Annotated in this window: 25 protein-coding genes; 16 read left to right on the top strand and 9 right to left on the bottom strand. The window is 61.9% G+C overall.

The genetic code is table 11. The annotated features are described in order from the left end of the window. Positions 1-5: 5 nt before the first annotated feature. Positions 6-1,034, bottom strand: coding sequence for a hypothetical protein (locus ACLGGT_RS19090; RefSeq protein WP_437197262.1), 1,029 nt, complete (start codon positions 1,032-1,034; stop codon positions 6-8). 164 nt (positions 1,035-1,198) lie between these two features. On the opposite strand from ACLGGT_RS19090, the gene ACLGGT_RS19095 reads away from it, so the two are divergent. From ACLGGT_RS19095 to ACLGGT_RS19105, 3 genes are all read left to right on the top strand, one after another. Then, positions 1,199-1,825, top strand: coding sequence for a 50S ribosomal protein L25/general stress protein Ctc (locus ACLGGT_RS19095; RefSeq protein ID WP_008282271.1), 627 nt, complete (start codon positions 1,199-1,201; stop codon positions 1,823-1,825). A 136-nt stretch (positions 1,826-1,961) separates the two neighbouring features. Beyond that, positions 1,962-2,642 (top strand): aminoacyl-tRNA hydrolase, encoded by a 681-nt coding sequence (gene pth, locus ACLGGT_RS19100; protein ID WP_437197263.1) that lies wholly within the window; start codon positions 1,962-1,964, stop codon positions 2,640-2,642. A 76-nt stretch (positions 2,643-2,718) separates the two neighbouring features. Then, positions 2,719-3,882, top strand: coding sequence for a serine hydrolase domain-containing protein (locus ACLGGT_RS19105; protein WP_437197264.1), 1,164 nt, complete (start codon positions 2,719-2,721; stop codon positions 3,880-3,882). Between the two features lie 92 nt (positions 3,883-3,974). Here ACLGGT_RS19105 and ileS read toward each other — a convergent pair whose 3' ends face one another. After that, positions 3,975-6,911, bottom strand: coding sequence for an isoleucine--tRNA ligase (gene ileS / locus ACLGGT_RS19110; protein ID WP_437197265.1), 2,937 nt, complete (start codon positions 6,909-6,911; stop codon positions 3,975-3,977). Positions 6,912-7,203: 292 nt separating this feature from the next. Between ileS and ACLGGT_RS19115 the strand changes: the two genes are divergently transcribed. Both ACLGGT_RS19115 and ACLGGT_RS19120 read left to right on the top strand, forming a co-directional pair. After that, positions 7,204-7,614 (top strand): group III truncated hemoglobin, encoded by a 411-nt coding sequence (locus ACLGGT_RS19115; RefSeq protein ID WP_375553422.1) that lies wholly within the window; start codon positions 7,204-7,206, stop codon positions 7,612-7,614. 183 nt (positions 7,615-7,797) lie between these two features. Then, positions 7,798-8,046, top strand: a complete 249-nt coding sequence (locus ACLGGT_RS19120; RefSeq protein WP_008282276.1) for a hypothetical protein — start codon at positions 7,798-7,800, stop codon at positions 8,044-8,046. A gap of 70 nt (positions 8,047-8,116) precedes the next feature. On the opposite strand, the gene ACLGGT_RS19125 is transcribed toward ACLGGT_RS19120, so the two are convergent. Continuing rightward, positions 8,117-8,740 (bottom strand): helix-turn-helix domain-containing protein, encoded by a 624-nt coding sequence (locus tag ACLGGT_RS19125; RefSeq protein WP_081506396.1) that lies wholly within the window; start codon positions 8,738-8,740, stop codon positions 8,117-8,119. A gap of 67 nt (positions 8,741-8,807) precedes the next feature. Here ACLGGT_RS19125 and ACLGGT_RS19130 point away from each other — a divergent pair, with 67 nt between their 5' ends. Continuing rightward, entirely contained in the window at positions 8,808-10,334 is a 1,527-nt protein-coding gene (locus ACLGGT_RS19130) for an AMP-binding protein (protein ID WP_437197266.1), read from the top strand. Further along, positions 10,321-10,956, top strand: coding sequence for a DsbA family oxidoreductase (locus ACLGGT_RS19135; RefSeq protein ID WP_008282279.1), 636 nt, complete (start codon positions 10,321-10,323; stop codon positions 10,954-10,956). The genes ACLGGT_RS19130 and ACLGGT_RS19135 overlap by 14 nt, the downstream gene beginning before the upstream one ends. A gap of 3 nt (positions 10,957-10,959) precedes the next feature. On the opposite strand, the gene ACLGGT_RS19140 is transcribed toward ACLGGT_RS19135, so the two are convergent. The 4 genes from ACLGGT_RS19140 to ACLGGT_RS19155 form a co-directional block, all read right to left on the bottom strand. After that, positions 10,960-11,835 carry a DMT family transporter gene (locus ACLGGT_RS19140; RefSeq protein WP_008282280.1) on the bottom strand — a complete coding sequence of 292 codons (876 nt, stop codon included), beginning with the start codon at positions 11,833-11,835 and terminating at the stop codon, positions 10,960-10,962. A gap of 79 nt (positions 11,836-11,914) precedes the next feature. Next, on the bottom strand, positions 11,915-12,853 hold the full coding sequence (locus ACLGGT_RS19145) for a cation diffusion facilitator family transporter (RefSeq protein ID WP_437197267.1): 939 nt from the start codon (positions 12,851-12,853) through the stop codon (positions 11,915-11,917). Beyond that, a complete protein-coding gene (locus tag ACLGGT_RS19150; RefSeq protein ID WP_008282282.1) occupies positions 12,825-13,241 on the bottom strand; it encodes a Fur family transcriptional regulator in 417 nt (138 codons plus the stop codon). Before ACLGGT_RS19150 ends, ACLGGT_RS19145 begins: the two co-directional genes overlap by 29 nt. Positions 13,242-13,324: 83 nt before the next feature. Beyond that, positions 13,325-13,663: a DMT family transporter gene (locus tag ACLGGT_RS19155; protein ID WP_008282283.1), complete on the bottom strand. Its 339-nt coding sequence runs from the start codon at positions 13,661-13,663 to the stop codon at positions 13,325-13,327. Positions 13,664-13,888: 225 nt separating this feature from the next. Between ACLGGT_RS19155 and ACLGGT_RS19160 the strand changes: the two genes are divergently transcribed. The 6 genes from ACLGGT_RS19160 (at position 13,889) to ACLGGT_RS19185 (ending at position 20,859) form a co-directional block, all read left to right on the top strand. Beyond that, positions 13,889-14,581: a M48 family metallopeptidase gene (locus ACLGGT_RS19160; protein ID WP_008282284.1), complete on the top strand. Its 693-nt coding sequence runs from the start codon at positions 13,889-13,891 to the stop codon at positions 14,579-14,581. Between the two features lie 182 nt (positions 14,582-14,763). Further along, entirely contained in the window at positions 14,764-16,080 is a 1,317-nt protein-coding gene (locus ACLGGT_RS19165) for a glutamine synthetase family protein (protein WP_081506400.1), read from the top strand. A gap of 47 nt (positions 16,081-16,127) precedes the next feature. Beyond that, positions 16,128-16,823 carry a type 1 glutamine amidotransferase gene (locus ACLGGT_RS19170; RefSeq protein WP_008282286.1) on the top strand — a complete coding sequence of 232 codons (696 nt, stop codon included), beginning with the start codon at positions 16,128-16,130 and terminating at the stop codon, positions 16,821-16,823. Then, a complete protein-coding gene (locus tag ACLGGT_RS19175) occupies positions 16,807-18,174 on the top strand; it encodes a glutamine synthetase family protein (RefSeq protein ID WP_008282287.1) in 1,368 nt (455 codons plus the stop codon). Before ACLGGT_RS19170 ends, ACLGGT_RS19175 begins: the two co-directional genes overlap by 17 nt. 48 nt (positions 18,175-18,222) lie before the next feature. Then, positions 18,223-19,527, top strand: coding sequence for an NAD(P)/FAD-dependent oxidoreductase (locus ACLGGT_RS19180; RefSeq protein ID WP_437197269.1), 1,305 nt, complete (start codon positions 18,223-18,225; stop codon positions 19,525-19,527). A gap of 123 nt (positions 19,528-19,650) precedes the next feature. After that, positions 19,651-20,859 carry a DegT/DnrJ/EryC1/StrS family aminotransferase gene (locus ACLGGT_RS19185; protein WP_437197270.1) on the top strand — a complete coding sequence of 403 codons (1,209 nt, stop codon included), beginning with the start codon at positions 19,651-19,653 and terminating at the stop codon, positions 20,857-20,859. Between the two features lie 61 nt (positions 20,860-20,920). Here the strand turns inward: ACLGGT_RS19185 and ACLGGT_RS19190 are convergent, their stop codons facing one another. Both ACLGGT_RS19190 and ACLGGT_RS19195 read right to left on the bottom strand, forming a co-directional pair. Continuing rightward, the gene (locus ACLGGT_RS19190) at positions 20,921-21,496 is read right to left on the bottom strand and encodes a YceI family protein (RefSeq protein WP_437197271.1); all 576 of its coding nucleotides are present in this window, start codon (positions 21,494-21,496) and stop codon (positions 20,921-20,923) included. Positions 21,497-21,628: 132 nt separating this feature from the next. After that, the gene (locus tag ACLGGT_RS19195; protein WP_437197272.1) at positions 21,629-22,138 is read right to left on the bottom strand and encodes a hypothetical protein; all 510 of its coding nucleotides are present in this window, start codon (positions 22,136-22,138) and stop codon (positions 21,629-21,631) included. 235 nt (positions 22,139-22,373) lie between these two features. Here ACLGGT_RS19195 and rpsF point away from each other — a divergent pair, with 235 nt between their 5' ends. Genes rpsF through rplI form a run of 3 tightly spaced genes read left to right on the top strand, consistent with a single transcriptional unit; the run spans position 22,374 to position 23,670 of the window. Beyond that, complete coding sequence (gene rpsF / locus ACLGGT_RS19200) at positions 22,374-22,799, top strand: 30S ribosomal protein S6 (RefSeq protein WP_008282292.1); 426 nt, start codon at positions 22,374-22,376, stop codon at positions 22,797-22,799. A gap of 29 nt (positions 22,800-22,828) precedes the next feature. Further along, entirely contained in the window at positions 22,829-23,056 is a 228-nt protein-coding gene (rpsR, locus tag ACLGGT_RS19205) for a 30S ribosomal protein S18 (RefSeq protein ID WP_008282293.1), read from the top strand. An 11-nt stretch (positions 23,057-23,067) separates the two neighbouring features. Further along, positions 23,068-23,670, top strand: coding sequence for a 50S ribosomal protein L9 (gene rplI / locus ACLGGT_RS19210; protein ID WP_151979063.1), 603 nt, complete (start codon positions 23,068-23,070; stop codon positions 23,668-23,670). The last annotated feature ends 298 nt before the right edge of the window (positions 23,671-23,968 follow it).

Consider the following 23,968-nt stretch of genomic DNA (forward strand, 5'->3'; position numbering starts at 1 on the left):
GCGCGTCACTTCCCCAACAACCGCCGCAAGAACCCGCGCCGCGCCTGCACCTGAGGTGCGGGCGCCGGGCCTTTCGCCGCAGTCCACGCCGCCAGAACGGCGCGCGCCTCCTCGTCCAACGGCACCTCCGACGCAGGGTCTTCTGCGACATCCACATCAAACGCCCCGCGATGCTCCGCACGCCGAACAAGATCGTGATTGCTCCCCTTCCAACGGTCCACCACCGCCTGCCGCAGGGCATGCGGCATCAAGAACCGCCGCTTTGGCACCGCGATCACGCCCGGCGCTTCGGCAAAAAACCGATCCAGCGCCACATCCACCTGCCCCGCCGAGGCCCCCGCCGCCCGCATCTCTTGCTTAAGCAGCCGCGCAGGCTCGATCAGGCCCGTGGGCGGGCTGACATTCGCCAGTGGCACATCGGCATCTTCGCCATAGCACAGGCTCCCCGCGCCAATCTGCTCCAGCACGAAATTCACCGGATCGCGCCGCGCACTCCCCGGCTGTATCACGGCAGTGAACACCCGATCCCGGCCAACATATTTCCCCCAATACAGGGTAAAAAGCGCATAGTTCAGTACATCTTGCTGCGTGCGCTTTTCCAGCAGTTCCGCGATGGTGCCGTCCCAGGTATGGGCACCTTTGACATGCTGCTTGAAATCAGACTCAAGCCAGTGATCCTGCCTGCGAAACAGCGCAATCACCGAAACCTCGAACCCCCGCGCGCGCAATGCCTCAATGAACTGGATGACCGCCGCAGATTTATAGAGCGCCGAGAACGCTTCTGAACTCAGCACCACATCGCCCGTCCCGCTGGAAAAGAAATCCAGCGCCGCCGCGATCGCCTCTTCCCTCTGTCGCAAAATGGAAATCGCCAGACGCGCGGCATTGCCCTGCCCCTCTGCCTCTGGCCCTTCGGGCATCTCATAGGCAATCCCCAGCCCTCGCAGCGCCTCTTGCCGTTGCACCAACGCCGCCTGTATCGTCGTCGTTGCACATTTGGGCATGCCGACATGCAGGAAAGCGCGGCGTGGCATTTGGGTCAGGCTCCTCTTGCGTCACGGGACCGACGGATAGGTCACGCATCCCCCCCAAGCAACAAGATTCCGCTTTTCAAATCCGCAAAACCCGGCTATTGGCGCAGCTTCATGCGGGGACTACAGCCTTGGAGGAGCCCCGCCCTAACTTATGGAGAGATTAAATGGCTGGAGAAATTCCTGATCTTCAAGCCCAGGAACGCGCGGGGACAGGCAAGGGCGCCGCTCGCGCAGCCCGTCGTGCGGGTATGGTTCCGGGTGTCGTGTTTGGTGGCGATAAAGAACCGCTGGCGATCAACATTCCGTTCAACGCACTGCTCAAGCGCCTGAAAAAGGGCCGCTTCAAGTCGACGCTGTTCAACCTTCAGGTTGAAGGCCATGACGATGTGCGCGTGATCTGCCGCGACGTTCAGCGCGATGTGGTCAAGGATCTGCCGACCCATGTCGACCTGATGCGCCTGCGCCGCACCACCCGGATCAACCTGTTCATTCACGTTGATTTCATCAACGCCGAACAGTGCAAGGCCCTGCGCAAGGGCGGCGTGCTGACCGTTGTGCGCCCCGAGGTGGAACTCAACGTGCTCGCCGGCGATATCCCCGATCACGTCACCGTGGACCTCTCAAAGGTCGAGAAAATCGGCGATGTCGTCACGATCTCGATGGTCGATCTGCCCGCAGGCTCCGAGCCGGTCATCAAGGACCGCGATTTCGTGATCTGCAATATCTCCGCGCCGTCGGCACTGCGCTCGCAGGGCGATGACGAAGAAGAAGAAGATGGCGAAGAGGACTGATCCTGCCGGACCAGACCTTATTCTATACCGCGCGGCCCCATCGGGGCCGCGTTTTCTTTTGCCCCCACCGCAGCCTGTTGATTCCCGCCGCCCAAACCCCTAGACCGTGGCCCATTCAGGATCGGGGGCACCACCCATGCAGCTCTTCGTAGGTCTCGGCAATCCGGGCGCGAAATACGAACGAAACCGCCACAATATCGGCTTCATGGCGCTTGACCGCATCGCCGAGGATCACGGCTTTGGCCCATGGCGGTCCAAGTTTCAGGGCATGGTCTCTGAGGGCACCTTGGACGGCGCGCGCACCGTCCTGCTCAAGCCGATGACCTTCATGAACCTCAGCGGTCAATCCGTGGGCGAAGCGGTGCGGTTCTACAAAGTGACCCCCGCCGATGTCACCGTCTTTCACGATGAATTGGATCTCGCCCCCGGCAAGCTACGCTGCAAGACGGGCGGCGGGCACGCAGGCCACAACGGGCTGCGCTCGATCCATCAGCATATTGGCGAGGCCTATGCCCGCGTGCGCCTTGGCATCGGCCATCCGGGCCACAAAGACCGCGTGGCGCAGTACGTCCTTCAGGATTTCGCCAAATCCGAGGCCGACTGGCTCGACGATCTTTTGCGCGGCATCGGCAAAGGCGCGCCATGGCTCGCCCAAGGCAAACCCGACCGCTTTCAGAACGCCGTCGCGCAGGCCATGACACCCCCCAAACCCGCGCGCCCTGCCCCAGTACAGACCGACCGCGCCCCACCCCCAGAGCCTGAGGCCACACCAGACCCTCGCTCGCCCATGCAAAAGCTGATGGACAAATTCCGTTAGGCCATTGATCTCAAGGTAAGGCTTGATCAAGCGCGGCGTCACTGCTCAACTGCCGACAAAACCGAAGAGGATGGGAATGCGCAACGCTCTCAAATGGCTGGGACGGATCCTGCTGCTGTTGGTCCTTGCCGCGGCAGCGGTGGGCCTCTGGAAACGCGACCAGATCACCCGCCTCTGGGCGGTCAACAGCCTCTTTGACGCAGACCGCATCGTCCAGAACTTCTCGCATATGGACCGCGCCTTTTTATCCGTGCCCGTGCCGCGCGGCACCGGCCCCGTCTCGCCCCTGCCCGCAGGCCCGGCCATGACCCTGCCCGCCGTGGCCACTGACTGGATCACCGCCCGCAACGTGACCTCGCTCATGGTCCTGCACCGGGGCGCTGTGGTGCATGAAAGCTATCACCTTGGCACCGCCCCCGAGGATCGCCGCATAAGCTGGTCCGTCGCCAAAAGCTTTTTGTCGGCCCTCTTCGGGGTAGTCATAGCCGAGGGTCAGATTGCCTCGCTCGATGATCCGGTCACGCGCTACGCCCCCAGCCTCGCGGGCAGCGCCTATGACGGCGCCAGCATCCGCCACGTGCTGCTGATGATGAGCGGCGTTGCCTTTGACGAGGATTATCTCGACTACGCATCAGACATCAACCGCATGGGCCGGGTTCTGGCCCTTGGCGGTACGATGGACGGCTTTGCCGCCGGTCTCACGGCGCGCGATGCCGCCCCCGGCACACGTTGGAAATATGTCTCGATCGACACGCATATTCTCGCCATGGTGCTGCGCGGGGCCACCGGGCGCAGCCTGCCAGACCTCTTGACGGAAAAGATCATCCAACCTTTAGGCTTCGACTCCGAACCCTATTACCTCACCGATGGCGAGGGCGTGGCCTTTGCGCTTGGTGGCCTCAACGTCACAACCCGCGACTATGCCCGCTTTGGCCTGATGGCTGCCAATCTGGGGCGCTACAACGGGCAACAGGTGGTGCCAGAGGATTGGATGCGCGCGGCCACAACACCCACCGCCCCCACAGCACCGGGCGATCTGCAATATGGCTTTCAATGGTGGATGCCCGCCGATGCCCAACCCGGCGAATTCTTCGGCCACGGCATTTACGGCCAATATATCTACATCGACCGCGCCCGCGAGGTGGTGATCATCGCCACCTCCGCCGACCGCGCCTTTCGCGAACCGGGCGTCAAACACGGCAATATCGCCGTGCTGCGCCAGATCGCCGGAGCGCTTTGATCCCGAAACGCCGCCCCGGGCTTGACCCGGGGCCTCTCCTCTTGGGAAACGAGGTCCCGGGTCAAGCCCGGGGCGGGTAATAGACGCCTAGCTTACCCCAAGGCCGCATCACAGCGCCCGCAGGTGCCGGGATGCTTGTGCTGCCCCACATCAGGCAGAATTTTCCAACAGCGCTGGCATTTCTCGCCTTCCGCGCGCTCGAAAACCACGCCGACCGTGTCCACCTCAGGCAAACGAAACGCCTCATCGGGGCGCGGATCGCCGGTCAGCATCAAATCCGACGTGATACAAATATCCGCGAAATCCACCGATTTCAGCGCCGTCAGCATCTCGGCATCGCGGATATGCACCACCGGTGCCGCCTCTAGGCTGGCCCCAATCACCTTGTCTGTCCGCTGCACCTCTAGCGCCGCCGTCACCACCCGCCGCGCCTGCCGCACCATCGCCCATTTCGCTGCCAAGGGCTCATTAAGCCACTCGGCGGGCGTATCGGGAATATCCGTGAGGTGAATGGAACTGTCCTCACCGGGGAAGCGCGACAGCCACACCTCCTCCATGGTAAAGACCAGCACCGGGGCGAGCCATGTCGTCAGCCGGTGAAACAGCAGATCTAGCACCGTCCGCGCCGCCCGCCGCCGCGCCGTGTCGCCATCGCAATAAAGCGCATCCTTGCGAATATCGAAATAGAAGGCACTCAGATCCAGCGTGCAGAAGTTAAAGATTTGCTGGAAAACCCCTTGGAAATCATAGGTTTCATAGCCTTTCTTCACCTTGTGATCCAGCTCCGCCAGACGGTGCAGCACCCAGCGTTCCAGCTCCGGCATCTCTGCCGGGTCCACGCGATCCGCCTCGGTGAACGGGGCCAAGGCCCCCAGCATGAACCGCAGCGTATTGCGCAAACGGCGATAGCCATCGGCCACGCCCTTGAGGATTTCCGGCCCGATCCGCAAATCGGCAGTATAATCCGCCTGCGCCACCCAAAGCCGCAGAATATCCGCGCCATATTGCTTGACCACTTCCTCGGGCGCGACCGTATTGCCCAAGGATTTCGACATCTTGTTGCCCTTCTCATCAAGGGTAAAGCCATGCGTCAGCACCCCCCGATAGGGCGCGCGCCCGCGTGTCCCACAAGCCTGCAACATCGACGAATGGAACCAGCCGCGATGCTGATCCGTGCCCTCTAGGTATAGATCGGCCAAACCATCCTCAGACCCGTCCTCGCGGTCGCGCAGCACAAAGGCATGCGTCGAGCCGGAATCGAACCACACATCGAGAATGTCATCGACCTTGCGCCAGTCGTCCGGGTTCACGATGCCCGACAGGAACCGCTCTTTCGCGCCCTCTTTATACCACGCATCCGCACCCTCTTCCTCAAAGGCCGCAAGGATACGCGCATTCACCTCTTCATTCCGCAAAAGGTAATCAGAATCCGTGGGTTGTGCGCCGTTCTTCACAAAGCAGGTGAGCGGCACACCCCAAGCGCGCTGACGGCTCAGCACCCAATCGGGCCGCGCCTCGATCATCGAATAAAGCCGGTTGCGCCCGGTCTTGGGCGTCCATGTCACCAACGCATCAATCGAGCGCAGGGCGCGTTCGCGAATGCTGGTGCCATAGGTGTCCTGCCCGTCGCCCACCGCCCGGTCAATCGCCGCAAACCACTGCGGCGTGTTGCGATAGATCACAGGGGCCTTGGAGCGCCACGAATGCGGATAGCTGTGCTTGATCTTGCCCCGCGCGAGCAGCCCGCCCACCTCAGCCAGCTTGTCAATCACCGCCTTGTTGGCATTGCCCTCCTTGCCCTTGCGATCAAGGATGAACTTGCCGCCAAAGAACGGCAGATCAGGCCGGAAAGAGCCATCTTCCAGCACGTTATAGGTAATCACCTGCTCCAGCATGCCCAAGTCGCGGTAAAGCTCGAACTCCTCCATCCCGTGCGAGGGCGCGCAATGAACAAACCCGGTGCCTTCTTCGTCACTCACGAAATCAGCCGCCCGGAAATCGCGCAGGTCATCCCATTCGCCATTCCCGCCTTCGGCCCCTTTCAGCGGATGCTCAAGCTGCATCCCCGCCAATTCCTGCGCCGGCACATCGCGCAAACGGCGATACATCGACGGCTCCAGCCGCGCGCGGGTCATCACATCCTCGGCGCGGGTATCGGCGAGGATGAATTTCTCCCCCACCGCCGCCCAACACTCGCCCGGCGTCCCGGTCACCTCATAGAGGCCATAGGAAATGCTCTCGCCGTAAACCACGGCTTTGTTTGAGGGCATGGTCCACGGCGTCGTGGTCCAGATGACGACAGAAGTATTCTCAAGACCGGGGTTGCCGTGCCCCTTGTTCACGGCAAACTTCACCCAAACCGTAAAGCTCTCCTTGTCGTGATACTCCACCTCCGCCTCGGCCAGCGCGGTTTTCTCGACCGGCGACCACATCACGGGCTTTGACCCCTGATAGAGCACCCCGGTCATCAGAAATTTCTGGAACTCCTCCGCGATGATCCGCTCGGCGCGGAAATCCATCGTAAGGTACGGGCGATCCCAACAGCCGGTGATCCCCAGCCGCTTGAATTCCTCGCGCTGAATGTCGATCCAGCCCTCGGCGAACTTGCGGCATTCCTGACGGAAATCGACCACATCCACCTTGTCCTTATCCATCCCCTTGGCGCGGTATTGCTCTTCGATTTTCCACTCGATCGGCAGCCCGTGACAATCCCAGCCGGGGATATAGCGCGCATCGCGGCCCATCATCTGCTGGCTGCGCACGACCATATCCTTGAGGATTTTGTTCAGCGCATGCCCGATGTGCAGATGCCCGTTGGCATAGGGCGGGCCATCGTGCAGCGTAAAGGGAACACGCCCTGCGGCCTGCTCGCGCAGCTTCTCATAGACCCCGATCCGCGCCCAACGTGCCAGCCACTCAGGCTCGCGCGCGGGCAATCCGGCGCGCATCGGGAAATCGGTCTCGGGCAGGTTCAGCGTGTCTTTGTAATCCGGCGTCTGTCCCGGTGTCTGTGTCGTGTCGGCGCACATGGTTTGCGTCCTTGTCACTGGTCTGGAATTTGGGGGGTGAAAGGTGGCGCGGGTGCCCATACGCCTTGTCCCGGCAGCTCGATTGTCTCAGAGCGCCGGGCATGTAATTCGAATAATGATCGCTTTGCGTCTCATCATGCGACGCCTTATAGGCGCGCTCCGGCCAAGCGTCCAGAGGGCGCAGCCCCCGCCTGTCTGAAAAGAAAGCGGCCCGAATTCTTTTCAGGGATTCGCCCCCACCAGACCAAATCAGGGGATTGCCTCTGCCCGCACCCCGCGCCACATAAGACGCATGACCGCCACCCTGCCCCCGCGTTTCCCCATCACCCGCCCCGAGATCGAACGGGTCGTGACCGCGTTCTACGCGGCGGTGCGCGCGCATCCCGGTCTTGGGCCGATCTTTGCGGTCCATGTCACCGACTGGCCCGCGCACGAGGCCAAGGTGGCCGATTTCTGGGCCAATTCGATTTTGCACGAACGCGTCTATGACGGCAGCCCGATGGCCGCCCATGTCAACGCCCGCAACGTGCAACCGGGCATGTTCTCTACATGGCTTGCGCTGTTTGATGCGGTGCTCGCGCGCGAACTCTCTCCCGATCAGGCCGCGGCATGGTCAGCGCTGGCGCATCGCATCGGGCGGTCCTTGCGCGCGGGCGTGGTGGATCGCAGCACCCATGCCGGTGGCATCCCGAAACTGCGCTGAACCCGGCCAATCCTTGCCAAACCGCAGACATGCCAGCGGCCAGTTTCGGCCTACAGCGGGAATCTGCCTTTTGACACCCCCCAAAATGGCAGCAAAGCGCCGGAAATCCCCACAGGCCTTGGGCACGCTCGGTGATCACCCCACCTCTGGTCTATGGTGATCCCAGTCAGAAAGGAGCCTCTCATGCATATCCCCCAAGATGACATCCAACGCCAAGCCAATCGCGACCTCAACCGCTATGGCCCTCCCGGCCATGATCCGGCGGCGGGCACGCGCGGCGGGCTGACGGGCCTGCTGGTTGTCGTGATCCTGATGGGCGCGCTGATCGCCTTCAGCATGCTCAGCCCGTCGAATACCGGCGACACCACCGCCCCACCCAGCGTGATCGACGGCGCAACATCGCAACAAACCCCTGCCGCCCCGGTCGACTAACGGCCACACTCACGGCGCAGACGGCCCGGCCATTCTCCACCATGGCCGGGCCGCGTGATGCCCGCCTGCCTCAATCAAGCGATGTCACCCACAAAACCGTGGCATCCTCGACACTGACCGAAATCACGTTATGCCCCATCGTGGCATCGTAATAGGCGCTATCCCCCCGGCGCATCTCAATGGGCTCGTAAAACTCGGTAAAAAGCCGCACCACCCCGGTCAGCACATACAGAAATTCCTCGCCGTCATGGCGCACCCAGCCGCCGAACTCCTCAACCGAGCGGGCACGGATCCGCGCGCGGTAGGGCATCATGCGTTTCTGGCTCAGCGCATCGGCCAGCAAATCATGCTCATAGGTGGCGGTCGCCTTGGCAGTGCCCTCGCCCACGCGCGTCACCGCCATGCGCCCGTTGATCCGGTCGCGCGACGGCGGGGTAAAAAGCTGCGGGACAGAGATTTCCAACCCCTGCGCCAGCTTTTTCAAGGCGTCATAGGTGGGCGACATCTGGCCATTCTCGATCTTCGACAGGGTCGAGCGTGCCAGCCCCGCCTGCTTCGCCGCCTGTTCCAGCGTCCAACCGCGCGCCTTGCGCAGGCTGCGCACCCGCGCGCCCAGATCAAGCGGCTCAGGTGCGGCGGCACCGCCGGTCTCGCGCGTCACGCGCAGCAGAGGGGGTAAAGCTTGATCGGTCATAGCCCCATGCTATAGGCCAAGCGCAGACACCCTTGCAACCGCCGCCAGAGCCTCCTAAGCCAACGCAATGACCGCGATATTCGATCAAGGGCCAAGCGCCCCCTGTCCCACCCCCTTCAACCTCGCCGCGCATGTTCTGGGCCGGGCCGAGGCGCAGCCGGACAAGATCGCGCTGGCGGTCCTCAGCCTCGCCAAGGCCGACCGCTGGAGCTATGGCCGCCTTTTGGCTGCTGTGCGCGGCACCGGCACCGGCCTTTTGCGCGCGGGTCTCACCCCCGGCGACCGGGTTTTGATGCGGCTGGGCAATACGGTGGAATTTCCGATTGCCTATCTCGGGGCCATCGCCGTTGGTCTCATCCCCATTCCCACCTCCAGCCAACTGACCGCGCCCGAGGTGGCGGGCATGATAGAAACCACCCAACCGGCCCTGATCCTGCGCGCCGCAGGCGTGGCTTGTCCTGAAACCGATATCCCCACGCTCGATGAACCCACCCTTGAGGCGATGCGCGATCTGCCCCCCGCCGATTGGCACATGGGCGACCCCGACCGCCCCGCCTATATCATCTATACCTCCGGCACCTCGGGCATTCCGCGTGCCGTGGTCCATGCCCATCGCGCCATCTGGGCGCGGCAGATGATGTCTGACGGCTGGTACGCGCTACGCGCAGATGACCGGCTCTGCCATGCGGGTGCCTTCAACTGGACCTTTACCCTTGGCACCGGCCTGATGGACCCATGGACCATGGGCGCGACCGCCCTCATCCCCGCGCCCGGTATCACGCCCGAACAATTGCCGCTCCTCCTCAAACGCCATGACGCCACGATCTTTGCTGCCGCCCCCGGCGTCTATCGCAAACTCTTTCAGCCGGGTGCTTCCCTCTCTCTGCCGCATCTGCGGCACGGGCTGGCGGCAGGCGAAAAACTCTCGGACACCATCCGCCAGCATTGGCAAAACGCCACCGGCACGCCAATCTACGAGGCCTACGGCATGTCCGAATGCTCAACCTTCATTTCCGGCAGCCCCGATCATCCCGCCGCCCCCGGCACGCTTGGCCGCCCCCAGACTGGCCGCCGGGTCGCGATCCTTGCCAACGGCACACCTGTGCCCCTTGGCACCGAAGGCACTATCGCGATCCACCGCTCAGACCCCGGCCTGATGCTGGGCTATCTCGGCGCGCCCGAGGTCACGGCCGAGAAATTCACCGGCGATTGGTTCCTCACGGGCGATCAGGGGATGATGGATGCCGCAGGTCACATCACCTATCTGGGCCGCGCCGACGATATGATGAACGCCGGTGGCTACCGCGTCTCCCCGATGGAGGTCGAGTCCGCACTCAGCGCCCATCCCGGCATCACCGCCGTCGCCGTGACCGATATTGCGGTGAAAGAGGATGCGCGCGTCATCATGGCCTTCTATACTGCTCCCCAAACCCTCGACCCCGCCACGCTCGACGCCTTCGCGCGGACGCGGCTCGCGGGATACAAGGCCCCGCGCGCCTATCACCACGTCGCGGCCCTGCCCACCGGGGCCAATGGCAAAATCCTGCGCCGCGCCCTGCGGCCGATCTATGAGGGCCTCCATGGTCAAGCTTGATATCATCTCCGATCCGATCTGCCCCTGGTGCTATATCGGCAAGACCCTGCTCGATCAGGCCTTGGCCCAGCGCCCCGATCACCCGTTCGAGATTGAATGGCATCCGTTCCAGCTCAACCCCGACATGCCCGCCGAAGGCATGGACCGCCGCGACTATCTAGAGACCAAGTTTGGCGGCAAAGACGGGGCCATCCGCGCCTATGCCCCCGTGCTGGAACGCGCCGAGGCGGCGGGGCTCACGATTGATTTCGCCGCCATCAAACGCACGCCCAACACGCTTGACGCCCATCGCCTGCTGCATTGGGCCGGCATCGAAGGCTGTCAGGACCGCATGGCCATGGCCCTCTTTCAGGCCTATTTCAACGAAGGCCGCGACATCGGCGACCCCGAGGTTCTGGCCGATCTCGCTGACAGCCTCAGCTTGGATGGCGCCATGATCCAGCGCCTTTTGGCCACCGAAGCCGACCGCGAAGACATCCGCACCCGCGATGCGCAATTTCGCCAGATGGGCATCACCGGCGTTCCCACTTTCATCGTCGGCGGTCAACATGCCGTGCCCGGCTGCCAACCCACCGACCTCTGGGTCAAGGTGATCGATGACCTGACCGCCGCCGCAAGCTGAACCTCACGCCAAGGCCATCCGCCGCGCCAATCGCCGCTCGCGCCAAAAGGTATAGATGCCCGAGGCGATGATGATCCCCGCCCCCGCCAGCGTCCAGACATCGGGCCGCTCGTCAAAGAGCGTGACCCCGATGATCAGCGCAAACACCAGCCGCGAATAGCGAAACGGCGTGATCACCGCCACATCACCGAGCCGCATCGCCGCCACGATGGCATAATAGGCCGACACCCCGCACAGAAGCGCCAGCGCCAGATCGCGCCAGTTCACCGCCGTGGGCATCGCAGGCGTGCCGTGAAACGCCAGCAAAATTACCCCCGTCGGCACCAGCGTGGCAAAGGCATAGGTCGACAGCTGCATGGAGGAGATCGATCTTGGCACGCGGCGCGTCGCCAGATCGCGCGCCGCCAACCCAAAGACCGCCAAAACCGCAAAAAGCGACGCTGGCTCAAACCCCGCCATGCCGGGCCGGATCACCATCAGCACGCCGCAAAACCCCACAAGGATCGCCGCCCACCGCCGCCAGCCCACCGCTTCCCCCAAAAAGAGCGCGGCCCCCAAAGTGACCGCAAGCGGCGTGGCCTGCAAAATCGCCGAGGCCGACGACAGCGGCGTCAGCGCAATCGCCATGACAAATCCCAGCGTGCCCACCAACTCGCCGCAGTTGCGCAGGATCACCGACCGAGACACCAGATCCCGCGACCAAAGCCGCCCCCCCTGCGCCCGCGTCATCGCGCCAAAAATCAGCGCCCCGCCCAGGCCCAACAGAATGATGATCTGCCCCACCGGCAGAGTATCCGCCAGCCGCTTGATGAACATATCCTCCAGCGCGAAACCGCCCATCGAGAGAACCATCAGAATACTGCCGCGCAGGTTTTCCATCTCAGACTTTCTTGGCCGGGTTGCAAATCGGTGGAACGCCCGTGATAGCCCGGATCACCTGCCCAAAAAAGCGGCAGAGCTATGACAGCACAACATGACCGCTATGCTTGGCCTTATGCTCGGGCTCGACATGGATCGTGACCCGCGCCCCCGGCAGTGCCGCCATCAGCGCCGCCTCGATGCGGTCGCAAAGATCATGCGCCGCCTCAACCGTGGTTGCCCCCGGCATCACCAGATGGAATTCGATGAACGTGACCGGCCCGGCATGGCGCGTGCGCAGATCATGCGCCTGCAACGCGGCATCGTCGCTGGCCGCCGTTTCGATCACCCGCCGAATGGTGGCCAGTTCCGCCTCGGATACCGCCTCATCCATCAACCCGCTCAGCGACGCCTTGATCACCATACTGCCCGACCACAGGATATTGACCGCCACCAACAACGCCATCGCCGGATCAAGCCAGAGCCACCCCGTCGCCAGCGCCAGCCCCACCCCAAAGAGTACGCCCACAGAAGACACCACATCCGTCATCAGATGCTTGCCATCCGCCACCAACGCCGGCGAGCGATAGCGCCGCCCGTTGCGGATAAGCGCCAGAGCCCAGATTGCGTTGATCGCCCCCGCCGCCATATTGATCGCCATGCCCAGCAGGGGCGCATCCATCGCGCGCGGGGCCTGAAACCCGTCATAGGCCTCCCGCAGGATAAAGAGCGCCGCAATGACGATCAAAACCCCCTCCAGCACCGCCGAGAAAAACTCTGCCTTGTGATGTCCGAACGGGTGATTGTCATCCGCAGGCCGCCGCGCCACCCTCAGCGCGACAATCACCGCAAGGGCCGTGGCCAGATTGACAAGACTCTCCAGCGCATCCGACATCAGCGCCAGAGACCCGGTAAGCGCCCAAGCCAGCGCCTTGAGCGCCAGCACGATCAACCCCACGATGAGGCTGCCAATCGCCAGCCGCATCACCCGCGCGTTGACGGTGCCCGCGTCACTCACCGGATTTGATCGGCACGCCATAGAGTTCGAGCCGATGCCCGATCAGGCGATACCCCAGCTTTTCAGCGATCTTGTCTTGCAACGCCTCAATCTCAGGATCGACAAATTCGATCACCTCACCCGAATTCATGTCAATCAGATGATCGTGATGGTCGCGCTCGGCATCCTCATAGCGCGCGCGCCCGTCGCCGAATTCCAGCTTGTCGAGAATGCCCGCCTCTTCAAACAGCTTGACGGTGCGATAGACCGTCGCAATCGAGATCCGAGGATCACGCCCCGAGGCGCGGGCATAGAGCTCCTCAACATCCGGATGATCATCCGACCCTTCCAGCACGGACGCAATCGTGCGGCGCTGCTCCGTCATGCGCAGCCCTTTGGCTTCGCAACGCTCGGTGATGGTCTCAGTCATGGGCGGCCTCATCTTCTCTTGCGGCGGTGCCTTACCCGCAAGGGGCGGTTCTGACCAGCCCCTTTGCCGCCCAGTCTGGACACTCAATGTGTCGTTGTGCGCGAGAATAACTGAATGACCACGATACCCGCAAGGATCATGCCGGTCCCGATGATCGCGGGCAGATCCAGCTTCTGACCAAAGACCACATAGCCAATACAGGCAATAAACACGATCCCCAGCCCCGACCAGACCGCATAGACCACCCCCACGGGCATCACCTTAAGCGTTTGCGCAAGAAGGTAAAAGCTGATCGCATAGGCCACCACCACCAGAACCGACGGCCAGAACCGGGTGAATTGCTGGCTGGCTTGCAATGCCGTGGTGCCCGCTGTTTCAGCGAGAATGGCAAGGAAGAGGATCAGATAGACCTGTGGGATCATGGCACGCGCTCCGGTCTTGGGCAGTCGCGCCCAGACTTATGCGAGGGCGCGCGCGGCGTCCACCGGGAAAGGGACGGGGTTTCGCCTGCGCCTTGCTCGGAAACCCCGCGCGGAACAAGGCGCGTCGCGCCGCCGCGCGGCTCATCTCTTGATGCAAACCTCAGCGAACCCCAATCCCCTTAAACCCTTCTTGCCAGCCCCCTCACCCCACCCCATATTCCTCTCATGTTGAAATTCACCCCGATCCTTCTCGCCATCCTTTACGCGCTCGCCATGTACCGCTTCTCGGTCTGGCGCACCTCGCGGGAATTGGATGCGCAATCGACCGAATTGGCCGACCCCAAGCTCAAGGCGATGACAGACCGCCTCGCCCGTGCGCTCGACCTGCCCCGCGTGCGGGTGCATATCTACGAGATTGACCCGGTAAATGGTCTGGCAGCCCCTGACGGGCGGATTTTCATCACCCGTGGTTTCTATCGCAAGTTTCAGACCGGCGAGGTTTCAGCCGAAGAAATGGCCTCGGTCATCGCGCATGAGCTGGGCCATGTCGCCTTGGGGCATTCGCGCCGCCGGATGATCGACTTTTCCGGGCAGAACGCCCTGCGCACCGCCCTTGCCATGATCCTGTCGCGCTTCATCCCCGGTCTGGGCGTCTGGATCGCCAATGGTCTGACCACCCTGCTCGCTGCCCGCCTCTCGCGCGGCGACGAGTATGAGGCCGATGCCTATGCCGCCGCCCTGTTGACCAAGGCGGGCATCGGCACCGCCCCGCAAAAATCTCTGTTCGAAAAACTCGAAGCGTTAACAAACGGTGCGGGCGGTGCCATGCCCGCATGGTTGCTCAGCCACCCCAAGACCGCCGAACGGATCGCCGCCATCGAAAAGCTCGAAAACCGCTGGCACCAAAGCCTGCCCTGATCCCCCGTCATCCTCGGGCTTGACTCGAGGACCTCTCACCCCCAACCACCTTACAAAACCATCGTACCAACCTTACAAACCTTACCATTCGTCACCCTTCAAATTTTTTGATCAAATTATCTTGGCAAGCCCCCCATTGCCGGGCTAGGCTGTTACAAAATCATCATCAGGACTTTCTTCCAATGGATCTTACACAGTTCCAGACCTTCCGCGTGGCTGCCTGTGACCTCAATGGCCGGATGCGCGGCAAACGCCTTCCCGCCGCCCATGCCGACAAACTCAGCACAGGTAGCGTGCGGATGCCGCTCTCATCGCTAAATCTTGATATCTTTGGGGCAGACATTGAAAACTCGCCCCTCGTTTTTGATACGGGCGACATCGACGGCGTGCTCCTGCCCACCGACCGCGGCCCGGTGCCCCTGCCCTGGCTTGAAGTGCCACAGGGCCTTGTGCCCATGGTCATGCACCACGAAGACGGCACGCCCTTTGCCGGCGATCCCCGCCACGCACTGGTCGCCGTGCTGGATCGCTACGCCGCTTACGGCTGGCATGTCGCCGCCGCGACCGAGTTGGAATTTACCTTGGTGGACGGAAAAGGCAATACTCTCAAGAACATACGCGACCCCCGCAATGGCCGCCGCATGAAGTCTCCGGGCATTCTTTCGCTCGGCCAGATGGATGCGTTCGACGGATTTCTCAGCGCCTTGTACGACGCCGGTCTGGAAATGGGCCTTCCGGTCGAGACCGCCGTCAGCGAGGCGGGGATTGGCCAGTTCGAACTGACCCTGCATCACCAAAACGCCCTGCGCGCCGCTGATGACACATGGCTTTTCAAGACGCTTATCAAGGGCTTGGCCCGCCAACACGGCTATGTCGCCACCTTTATGGCCAAACCCTTCGAGGATGACACCGGCAACGGGATGCATATGCATTTCTCGGTGATGGACAAGGCCGGCAATAATGTTTTCAACGATGGCACAGCGGCTGGCACCGACGTCCTACGCGCCGCCGTCGCCGGATGTCTTGCAGCAATGCCGCCATCCACGCTAATTTTCGCGCCACATGCCAACAGCTATGCAAGACTGGTTCCCGGCGCGCATGCGCCAACCGGTGCGGGCTGGGGCTATGAGAACCGCACCACAGCGGTCCGCATTCCCGGCGGCCCGCCCGCTGCGCGCCGCATCGAGCACCGCGTTGCGGGCGGCGATATCAATCCATATCTCAGTTTTGCTGCTATTCTAGGCGCCGCGATCACCGGGATCGAAGAGGGGCTTACCCCGCCGCCGCCCATCAGCGGCAATGCCTACGAGGTCGAGATGCCGCAACTGGCCGCAGATTGGGCCACAGCAATTGACTGGTTTGAACAGGATGCCATGATGGCGCGCATCTTTCACCCCGATCTGATCCGCAACCTCGTGATGACCAAGCGTCAGGAATTGGCCTATATGTCGCCGATTCCCAAAGAAGACCACTGGAAGACCTATCTCGAAACGGTGTAGCCTTAAGGGGCAACCCCGCCTTAATTTGATCAAATCAAGAGACCGCCATGAAAATCGGCATCCTGAAAACCGGCCACGCCCCCGACATCGTCCAAGACGAGTTGGGTGACTACGAGGTGATGTTCGCCCAGCTGCTTGATGGGCACGGCTTTGAGTTCGATCATTACAACGTGGTGGATGAAGAATTCCCTACCGGACCGGACGCCGCAGACGGCTGGCTCATCACCGGCTCCAAACATGGGGCTTATGAGGACCATCCTTGGATCGCGCCGCTGGAACAGCTGATCCGCGACATCCACGCGAGCGGGCGTCCCTTGGTGGGTGTCTGCTTTGGCCATCAGATCATCGCGCAGGCCATGGGCGGCAAGGTCGAGAAATTCGGCGGCGGCTGGCAGGTGGGCGTCACCGACTATGACATCGAAGGCCAGCGCCTGCCCCTCAACGCTTGGCATCAAGATCAAGTTACAGAACTGCCCAAAGGGGCCGAAGTGGTTGGCTCAAGCGCATTTTGCGAGAATGCGGCCCTGCTCTATGGTGATCGGATCTACACGATTCAGCCGCATCCCGAGTTTACCGCCACCATGATTGACCGCCTTATTCACCACCGCGCACCCGGCGTGGTGCCCCCAGACCTGATTGCAGCGGCCAAGTCAAAACTTGACCATCCCACCGCAAATGCAACGATAGCCGCCCGCATGGCGGAGTTTTTCAAACGAGGTGCCAGCCATGGCCGATCTAAGTGAACTTACAAATTCCCTGCCCAAAACAGCCCAGACCTATCTGGAGAACCGCCGCCTAGACGAGGTGGAATGCATCATCTCGGATCTGCCCGGCATCGCACGCGGCAAGGCGGTGCCCGCCACAAAATTCGCCAGGCAGAAATACTTTCACCTGCCGGATTCCATCTTTTTCCAAACCATTACAGGCGATTGGGGCGAAGCAGCCGGCGAAGGCGGCTTTATCGAGCGCGACATGATCCTGCGCCCTGACATGTCCACCGCCACCGCCGCCCCCTGGACGGCCGACTGGACGCTGCAGGTGATCCACGACGCCTTTGACCGCGAAGGCGCGCCCATCCCGTTTTCCCCGCGCAACGTGCTGCGCCGGGTGGTCGATATGTATCACGCCCATGGCATGAACCCCGTGGTCGCCCCGGAAATGGAATTCTTCCTCGTGGCCCGCAATCTCGACCCGGCGCATGAGATCAAGCCGATGATGGGCCGCTCCGGTCGCCCCGCCGCCGCCCGTCAGGCCTATTCCATGACAGCGGTCGATGAATTCGGCCCCGTGATCGACGACATCTATGATTTCGCCGAAGCGCAAGGGTTCGAGATCGACGGCATCACCCAAGAAGGCGGGGCCGGGCAGCTGGAAATCAACCTGCGCCATGGCGATCCGATCAAACTGGCGGATGAAGTGTTTTATTTCAAACGGCTGATCCGCGAAGCCGCCCTGCGCCATGACTGTTTTGCCACCTTCATGGCCAAACCCATCGCCGACGAGCCTGGCAGTGCCATGCATATCCACCACTCGATCCTCGACATGGAAACAGGCCGCAACATTTTTGCCGGGCCACAGGGCGGTGAAACCGACGCGTTTTTCCACTTTATCGGCGGCTTGCAGAAACACCTGCCCTCGGCCATCGCGGTACTGGCCCCCTATGTCAATTCCTACCGTCGCTACGTCAAAGATCACGCCGCGCCGATCAACCTTGCATGGGGCCGCGACAACCGCACCACGGGCATTCGCGTGCCGCTCTCGGGCCCCGAGGCGCGGCGGGTGGAAAACCGCATGGCGGGCATGGATTGCAACCCCTATCTGGGCATCGCGGCCAGCCTTGCCTGCGGTCTCTTGGGTATCCTCAACGAGGATTGGCCCGACAAACAGTTCAAAGGCGACGCCTATTCCGGTGAGCCGGATATCCCCAATGTCATGGGCGACGCGCTTGATATGTTCGAAGAGGCCAAGGCGCTGCACGAGATCCTCGGGCCGGAATTTGCCCGCGTCTACGCCATCGTGAAACGCACCGAATACGAGGAATTCCTCCAGGTCATCAGCCCATGGGAGCGTGAGCATCTCCTTCTCAACGTCTGAGCCGCGCGGCAGGGGCGTGCTAATGAGTATTTGCACCAAGAAGAAGCCATGAACCTGCTCTATTCCAACGACCGGCGCGGCTGCTATCCGCCAAGCTGGTATGCGGCCACGGCCACACCCCTGCCAGAGTTCGCGCCGTTGCGCGGCACAGAGCGGGCCGATGTCTGCGTGGTGGGCGCGGGCTATACAGGCCTTTCGGCGGCGCTACACCTTGCAGAGGCGGGATTTGATGTCGTCCTGCTCGAGGCGCAGCGCGTGGGCTTTGGCGCATCGGGGCGCAATGGCGGGCAATTGGGCAGCGGTCAGCGGATGGAACAAACCGCGCTGGAACGTCTGGTGGGCGCAGAGGATGCCCTGCACCTCTGGCAGTTGGCCGAAGAGGCCAAGGATCTGGTAAAATCCCTCGTCGCGCGACATGGAATAGACTGTCATCTAAAACCCGGTGTGGCACATGCCTGTTTCTCGGCGCGCGAAATGGCGGCGGAACACGACTATGCCGATCATCTGGCCGCGCGATACGGATATGAGCAGATCGAAAAGCTGGATGCAGCAGGCTTTGCAGCACTCTGCCCCTCGCCAGCCTATCACGGCGGCACTCTGGATATGGGGGCCGCACATTTGCACCCACTTGGCCTTGCGCTCGGCCTCGCGCGCGCCGCTCTTGCGGCAGGCGTGCGTATCCATGAAGGCTCTGCCGTGCATCAGATTACCCGCGGTGCCAAGCTGCGCGTTGCCACCGATGCGGGATCAATCGAAGCGGATCACCTTATTTTGGCCTGCAACGGCTATCTTGGCGGGCTCGAGCGCAAGGTCGCCGCGCGGGTCATGCCGATCAACAATTTCATCGTGGCAACAGAACCTTTGGGGGATGCGGCGGCCCGCGTGCTGGCGCGCGACGTGGCGGTCGCGGATACAAAGTTCGTGGTCAATTACTTTCGCCTCAGCCATGACAAGCGCCTGCTGTTCGGTGGCGGCGAGAGTTATGGCTATCGCTTCCCCAAGGATATCCGTGCCACCGTGCGCAAACCGATGCTCGAGATTTTTCCGCATCTGCGCGACACAAAGCTCGACTATGCGTGGGGCGGCACGCTGGCCATCACGATGCGGCGGATGCCCTATCTGGCACGGCTTGCGCCTAATATTCTGACCGCTTCGGGCTATTCCGGGCATGGCGTGGGCACAGCCACCCATGCGGGCCGCCTGATGGCCGAGGCCGTACGCGGCGAGGCATCCGGGTTTGACTGCATGGCGCGCGTCCCGGCCCCGGCGTTTCCGGGGGGCACCGCCCTGCGCAGCCCACTTTTGGTGCTGGCGATGACATGGTTTTCGCTGCGCGACCGCCTCGGTCTCTGATCCAATCATCAGCGTGATATTGCCCTTTGCCCCATCGCCAGTGGGGTTTTCTTTGACAAACTGTCACAATTAACGCCTATATGTTCCGGAAACCCGAAACCTAGCTTCAGGAAATCCGAAAACATGGCCCTTGCCCCTAATGTCTATGACGCAGAACCCATCCCGGAAGCCGCCCGCGCGGAAATCGACCGGATGCTGCAATCGGGCGATCTCTTCCGGTATACCGCTCCGGAAAATGCCCCCGTGACGCTGCTGGAGCGGGAGTTTGCTGCACTGCTGGGCTCGAAATACGCGCTGGCCGTGTCCTCTTGCTCGGCTGCGCTGTTTCTCTCACTCAAGGCGCTTGGCCTGCCGCGCGATGCGCGGGTCTTGATCCCCGGCTTTACCTTTGCCGCCGTCCCGTCTTCGGTGCTGCATGCCGATTGTGTGCCCGTGCTCTGCGAGGTGGGCGAGAATTACCGCATCGACATCGCCGATTTCACGGCACGTCTGGACACGGTGCAGGCGGTGATCATCAGCCATATGCGCGGCCATACCTCGGATATGGATGCGATCATGGCGCTCTGCACGGCGCGGAACATTCCAGTGATCGAGGACGCGGCACATTCGCTTGGCACTACATGGGGCGGGCGCAACATCGGCACCATCGGGCAAATCGGCTGTTTCAGCTTTCAATCCTACAAGCTGGTCAATGCTGGCGAAGGCGGGATCATGGTCAGCGACGATGCCGATCTGATCGCCCGCGCCGTCATCATGTCGGGTGCCTATGAGCACAACTGGGCCAAGCATCTGACAGCACCGGATGCAGCCCTTGAGGCGGCGTTTGCCCGCGCTCAGAACCAATTGCCGCTCTACAATCTGCGGCTCAACAACCTGTCGGCGGCAATCATCCGCCCTCAACTGGCCGAGGTGGCGCGGCGGGTGCGCGATGGGCGCACCAACCATGACTATGTCGCGGCGCGGCTCAATACCTCGCCTTGGATGCAGGTGCCCGAAAAATTACCCCTTGAAGAGCGCGCGCCAGACTCCATCCAATTCAATCTGGTGGGGATGACCGAAGACGACACCCGCGCCTTTGCCCAAGCGGCGGCGGACCGCGGCATCAAGGTACAGGTATTTGGCCTGAGTACCGATAATGCCCGCGCCTTTTGGAACTGGCAGTTTCTGCCGGGTGCGGCCCCGGTGCTGCCAAAAACCCGCGCGATGTTGATGCGCGCCTGCGACACCCGCCTGCCCGCGCGCCTGACCCGCCCCGATCTTGATCTGATCGCCGATGCGCTGGCCCTGGCGGCAGAGGATGTGATGGGCCGCAGCCGCGCCTACGGCACCTGACCCGAAATAAAAAAGGGCCGCCCGCACTCCACGGACGGCCCGACGGGACTCTGCTTGCGCGTTACTCGGCTTTGCCGGCTTCGACGGAAATCTGCACCGCAACCTCGTCGCTGACGAAGGGCGTAAATTTATCCACGCCGAAATCCGAACGCAGCAGCGTTGTGGTGGCGTCAAACCCGACCCAAGGCTTGCTGTTCATCGGATGTGCATCGGCCTTTTGATTGAGGCGCGCATCGAGCACGACCGACTTGGTCACACCGTTCATGGTCAGATCGCCCGTGATGAGGGCAGTGTTGTCGCCCGTAACCTCGATCCCGGTCGAGGTGAAGGTGACCATATCGCCCTCGGTCGCGCCAAAGAAATCCTCGGACATGAAATGCTCGTCGCGCTTTTCCCAACCGGTGAACATCGACATGACCGGCATCGACACATTGACCGACGAGGCGGCCGGGTCTTCGGCGTCGAACATGATCTCACCTGCAAAGCCAGAGAACATGCCATAGGTCGTGGAAAAGCCCAAGTGGTTGTAAGAGAACACAACCTGGCTGTGGCTGGGGTCTAGCTCATATTTTTCAGGGGCAGCAGCCGCGCCAGTCGCGGTCAAAGCAAGCGCTGTGGCGAGCAGGATATTCTTCATCGGAAACCTCCAGAGGGTGAAATGTGACTTACCTGTTCACATTTGGCGCTCTGGGACCAAATCACAATCCCGTAGTTTCAAACAACCTCTGTGGATTGGCGAACACCTGCCAACATCAGGTCCCCGCTTGGTTCAGGCTGGAAAGCCCAAAGCACGACGCAGGGCCTTGGCCGTTGCACGATCCTCGATCTTCATCGCAACGATCTGACGACCGGCGGCATCGCGCGCTGTCAGCACGCGGTCCCGCATCGACAGTTCCGAAAGGCTGTCAAGATCATGGACCGCAACCCGCGCGGCCCGACCGCCCGCAACCGGGGCGATCACATGTAGGCGGCGGTTCATCACATCAACCTGAATTTCAGGCCCTGCCTGCACCGCACGCGCGCGGCTCAGACACATCAGGCCCGCGAAGAGCAGAGTTACAAAGAAAAGAAGCTTGATCATCATCATGGCAGAGTCCTGCGCCCCCGCAGAAACCAGCCAGAGACCGAAGGCCGAAAAGATCAGCGCACTGCCGCACAAGGTCTGCGTGGCGCGACCAAGATCGAGTGCCCGGGCCTCTGCCTGAGCATGGCCAGTGCTCTCGTGGTAATCGAATGGTGCGTGCGTGAACTCGCGCTCAAAATCCGGAAGGGCAACCATGGTCATACTCCTTTTCACCTCGAACAACACAACCGTGCCCACCAAATTCGTCCGTATTGCGGCAGGTCAGCGGCATTCTGCGGGCCGGATCAATGCGCCTTGCGCCGCCCTGCGGGGCGATGTATACGCGCCCAATCTTTCGCAATCGTTATGAACCGCGCAGTCTCTCGTGGATGGGGCGCGAAAGAGCCAAAGCCCGTCCTATGAAATGCGCCTTGATAGAAATGGAGTGAACATGCCGCTTTATGAGCATGTGATGATCGCGCGTCAGGACCTGTCCAGCGCGCAAGCCGAAGGCCTGATCGAGCATTTTGGTGCCGTGCTGACCGAAAATGGTGGCACACTCGTCGAGCACGAGTATTGGGGCGTCAAAACGATGGCCTACAAGATCAACAAGAACCGCAAAGGCCACTATGCCTTTCTCAAGAGCGATGCGCCCTCGAGCGCTGTGCAAGAGATGGAACGCCTGATGCGTCTGCATGACGACGTCATGCGCGTGCTGACCGTCAAGGTCGATGCGCATGAAGAGGGCCCCTCTGTTCAGATGCAGAAGCGTGACGAGCGGGGCGACCGTCCCGACCGCGGCGACCGCCCTGATCGTGGCGACCGCCCCGACCGTGGGGACCGTCCCGATCGTGGCGAACGCCGCGAACGTCGCTGATCCATCCCCTGAGACAAGGAGCATAAACCATGGCTACAAAACCGTTTTTCCGTCGCCGCAAGGTCTGTCCGTTCTCGGGCGATAGCGCGCCCAAGATCGACTACAAAGACACGCGCCTGCTGCAACGCTACATTTCCGAGCGTGGCAAAATCGTGCCGTCGCGCATCACTGCCGTTTCGGCCAAGAAGCAGCGTGAACTCGCGCGCGCCATCAAGCGTGCCCGTTTCCTCGCCCTTCTGCCCTATGCCGTGAAATAAGGAGACCTCAGATGCAAGTGATCCTTCTTGAACGCGTTGCCAAGCTTGGCCAGATGGGCGATGTCGTCGACGTCAAGCCCGGCTTTGCCCGCAACTACCTGCTGCCGCAGGGCAAGGCGCTGTCGGCTTCGGAAAAGAACATTTCCGATTTCGCAAACCGCAAGGCGCAACTTGAGGCTCAGAACCTCGAGACCCGCAAAGAAGCCGAGGCGATGGCCGACAAGCTGAACGGTCAGCAGTTCATTGTCATCCGTCAGGCCTCTGACAGCGGCGCACTCTACGGTTCGGTCAGCACCCGTGATGCGGCTGATGCCGCCACCGAGAATGGCTTTACCGTCGAGCGCAAGCAGGTTGCCCTGACCCGCCCGATCAAAGACCTTGGTCTGCATGACGTTCTCGTCACGCTGCACCCCGAGGTTGTTGCCACGATCCAGTTGAACGTTGCGCGTTCGGTCGAAGAAGCAGCCCTCCAAGCCTCTGGCAAGAGCATCCAAGATGCCGCCGCCGAGGCCGATCAGGCCGCAGATTTTGAGATTGCCGAACTGTTTGACGACATCGGTGGTGCCGCCGGCGACGACGACGATTATTCAGATCGTCGCGACAATAACGCCTGAATTCGGCAATTGTTCTGAATAAAGTGCCGCGCAGCCCCCTGCGCGGCACAGCTATGTGACGTGGTAGTCGACAAGATGAGCCATGTAATGCTACGCTTCACGATGAGTTCACTTTTGTTTGATCGTAGTGTTTGGTGTTTTTTTGGTTCTCGCGCTGTAACCCCATCGTCATGGTCTTTGCTGACGAATGTTTCGGGGCCAACCAGTTCCCCTGTCACCACAACTCTTGGGTCCGCCCGACATGGAACATCCACACAGACTGAATAGGGCGGTGACCCCCCACAGGCAGCACCTGTGT

The organism is Roseovarius sp. MS2, assembly GCF_051447875.1.
Taxonomy (GTDB): domain Bacteria; phylum Pseudomonadota; class Alphaproteobacteria; order Rhodobacterales; family Rhodobacteraceae; genus Roseovarius; species Roseovarius mucosus_A.

Coding starts and splice junctions, on each gene's coding strand:
- ACLGGT_RS19195 (WP_437197272.1), bottom strand. CDS start 22,138: ATGGTTGCCCTTCCGGATTTTGAGCGCGAGTTCACGCACGCACCATTC.
- rplI (WP_151979063.1), top strand. CDS start 23,068: ATGCAAGTGATCCTTCTTGAACGCGTTGCCAAGCTTGGCCAGATGGGC.
- ACLGGT_RS19185 (WP_437197270.1), top strand. CDS start 19,651: ATGGCCCTTGCCCCTAATGTCTATGACGCAGAACCCATCCCGGAAGCC.
- ACLGGT_RS19145 (WP_437197267.1), bottom strand. CDS start 12,853: ATGGCGTGCCGATCAAATCCGGTGAGTGACGCGGGCACCGTCAACGCG.
- ACLGGT_RS19190 (WP_437197271.1), bottom strand. CDS start 21,496: ATGAAGAATATCCTGCTCGCCACAGCGCTTGCTTTGACCGCGACTGGC.
- pth (WP_437197263.1), top strand. CDS start 1,962: ATGCAGCTCTTCGTAGGTCTCGGCAATCCGGGCGCGAAATACGAACGA.
- ACLGGT_RS19150 (WP_008282282.1), bottom strand. CDS start 13,241: ATGACTGAGACCATCACCGAGCGTTGCGAAGCCAAAGGGCTGCGCATG.
- ACLGGT_RS19160 (WP_008282284.1), top strand. CDS start 13,889: ATGTTGAAATTCACCCCGATCCTTCTCGCCATCCTTTACGCGCTCGCC.
- ACLGGT_RS19165 (WP_081506400.1), top strand. CDS start 14,764: ATGGATCTTACACAGTTCCAGACCTTCCGCGTGGCTGCCTGTGACCTC.
- ACLGGT_RS19130 (WP_437197266.1), top strand. CDS start 8,808: ATGACCGCGATATTCGATCAAGGGCCAAGCGCCCCCTGTCCCACCCCC.
- ACLGGT_RS19140 (WP_008282280.1), bottom strand. CDS start 11,835: ATGGAAAACCTGCGCGGCAGTATTCTGATGGTTCTCTCGATGGGCGGT.
- ACLGGT_RS19175 (WP_008282287.1), top strand. CDS start 16,807: ATGGCCGATCTAAGTGAACTTACAAATTCCCTGCCCAAAACAGCCCAG.
- ACLGGT_RS19170 (WP_008282286.1), top strand. CDS start 16,128: ATGAAAATCGGCATCCTGAAAACCGGCCACGCCCCCGACATCGTCCAA.
- ACLGGT_RS19135 (WP_008282279.1), top strand. CDS start 10,321: ATGGTCAAGCTTGATATCATCTCCGATCCGATCTGCCCCTGGTGCTAT.
- ileS (WP_437197265.1), bottom strand. CDS start 6,911: ATGTGCGCCGACACGACACAGACACCGGGACAGACGCCGGATTACAAA.
- rpsF (WP_008282292.1), top strand. CDS start 22,374: ATGCCGCTTTATGAGCATGTGATGATCGCGCGTCAGGACCTGTCCAGC.
- rpsR (WP_008282293.1), top strand. CDS start 22,829: ATGGCTACAAAACCGTTTTTCCGTCGCCGCAAGGTCTGTCCGTTCTCG.
- ACLGGT_RS19105 (WP_437197264.1), top strand. CDS start 2,719: ATGCGCAACGCTCTCAAATGGCTGGGACGGATCCTGCTGCTGTTGGTC.
- ACLGGT_RS19095 (WP_008282271.1), top strand. CDS start 1,199: ATGGCTGGAGAAATTCCTGATCTTCAAGCCCAGGAACGCGCGGGGACA.
- ACLGGT_RS19090 (WP_437197262.1), bottom strand. CDS start 1,034: ATGCCACGCCGCGCTTTCCTGCATGTCGGCATGCCCAAATGTGCAACG.
- ACLGGT_RS19115 (WP_375553422.1), top strand. CDS start 7,204: ATGACCGCCACCCTGCCCCCGCGTTTCCCCATCACCCGCCCCGAGATC.
- ACLGGT_RS19155 (WP_008282283.1), bottom strand. CDS start 13,663: ATGATCCCACAGGTCTATCTGATCCTCTTCCTTGCCATTCTCGCTGAA.
- ACLGGT_RS19120 (WP_008282276.1), top strand. CDS start 7,798: ATGCATATCCCCCAAGATGACATCCAACGCCAAGCCAATCGCGACCTC.
- ACLGGT_RS19125 (WP_081506396.1), bottom strand. CDS start 8,740: ATGACCGATCAAGCTTTACCCCCTCTGCTGCGCGTGACGCGCGAGACC.
- ACLGGT_RS19180 (WP_437197269.1), top strand. CDS start 18,223: ATGAACCTGCTCTATTCCAACGACCGGCGCGGCTGCTATCCGCCAAGC.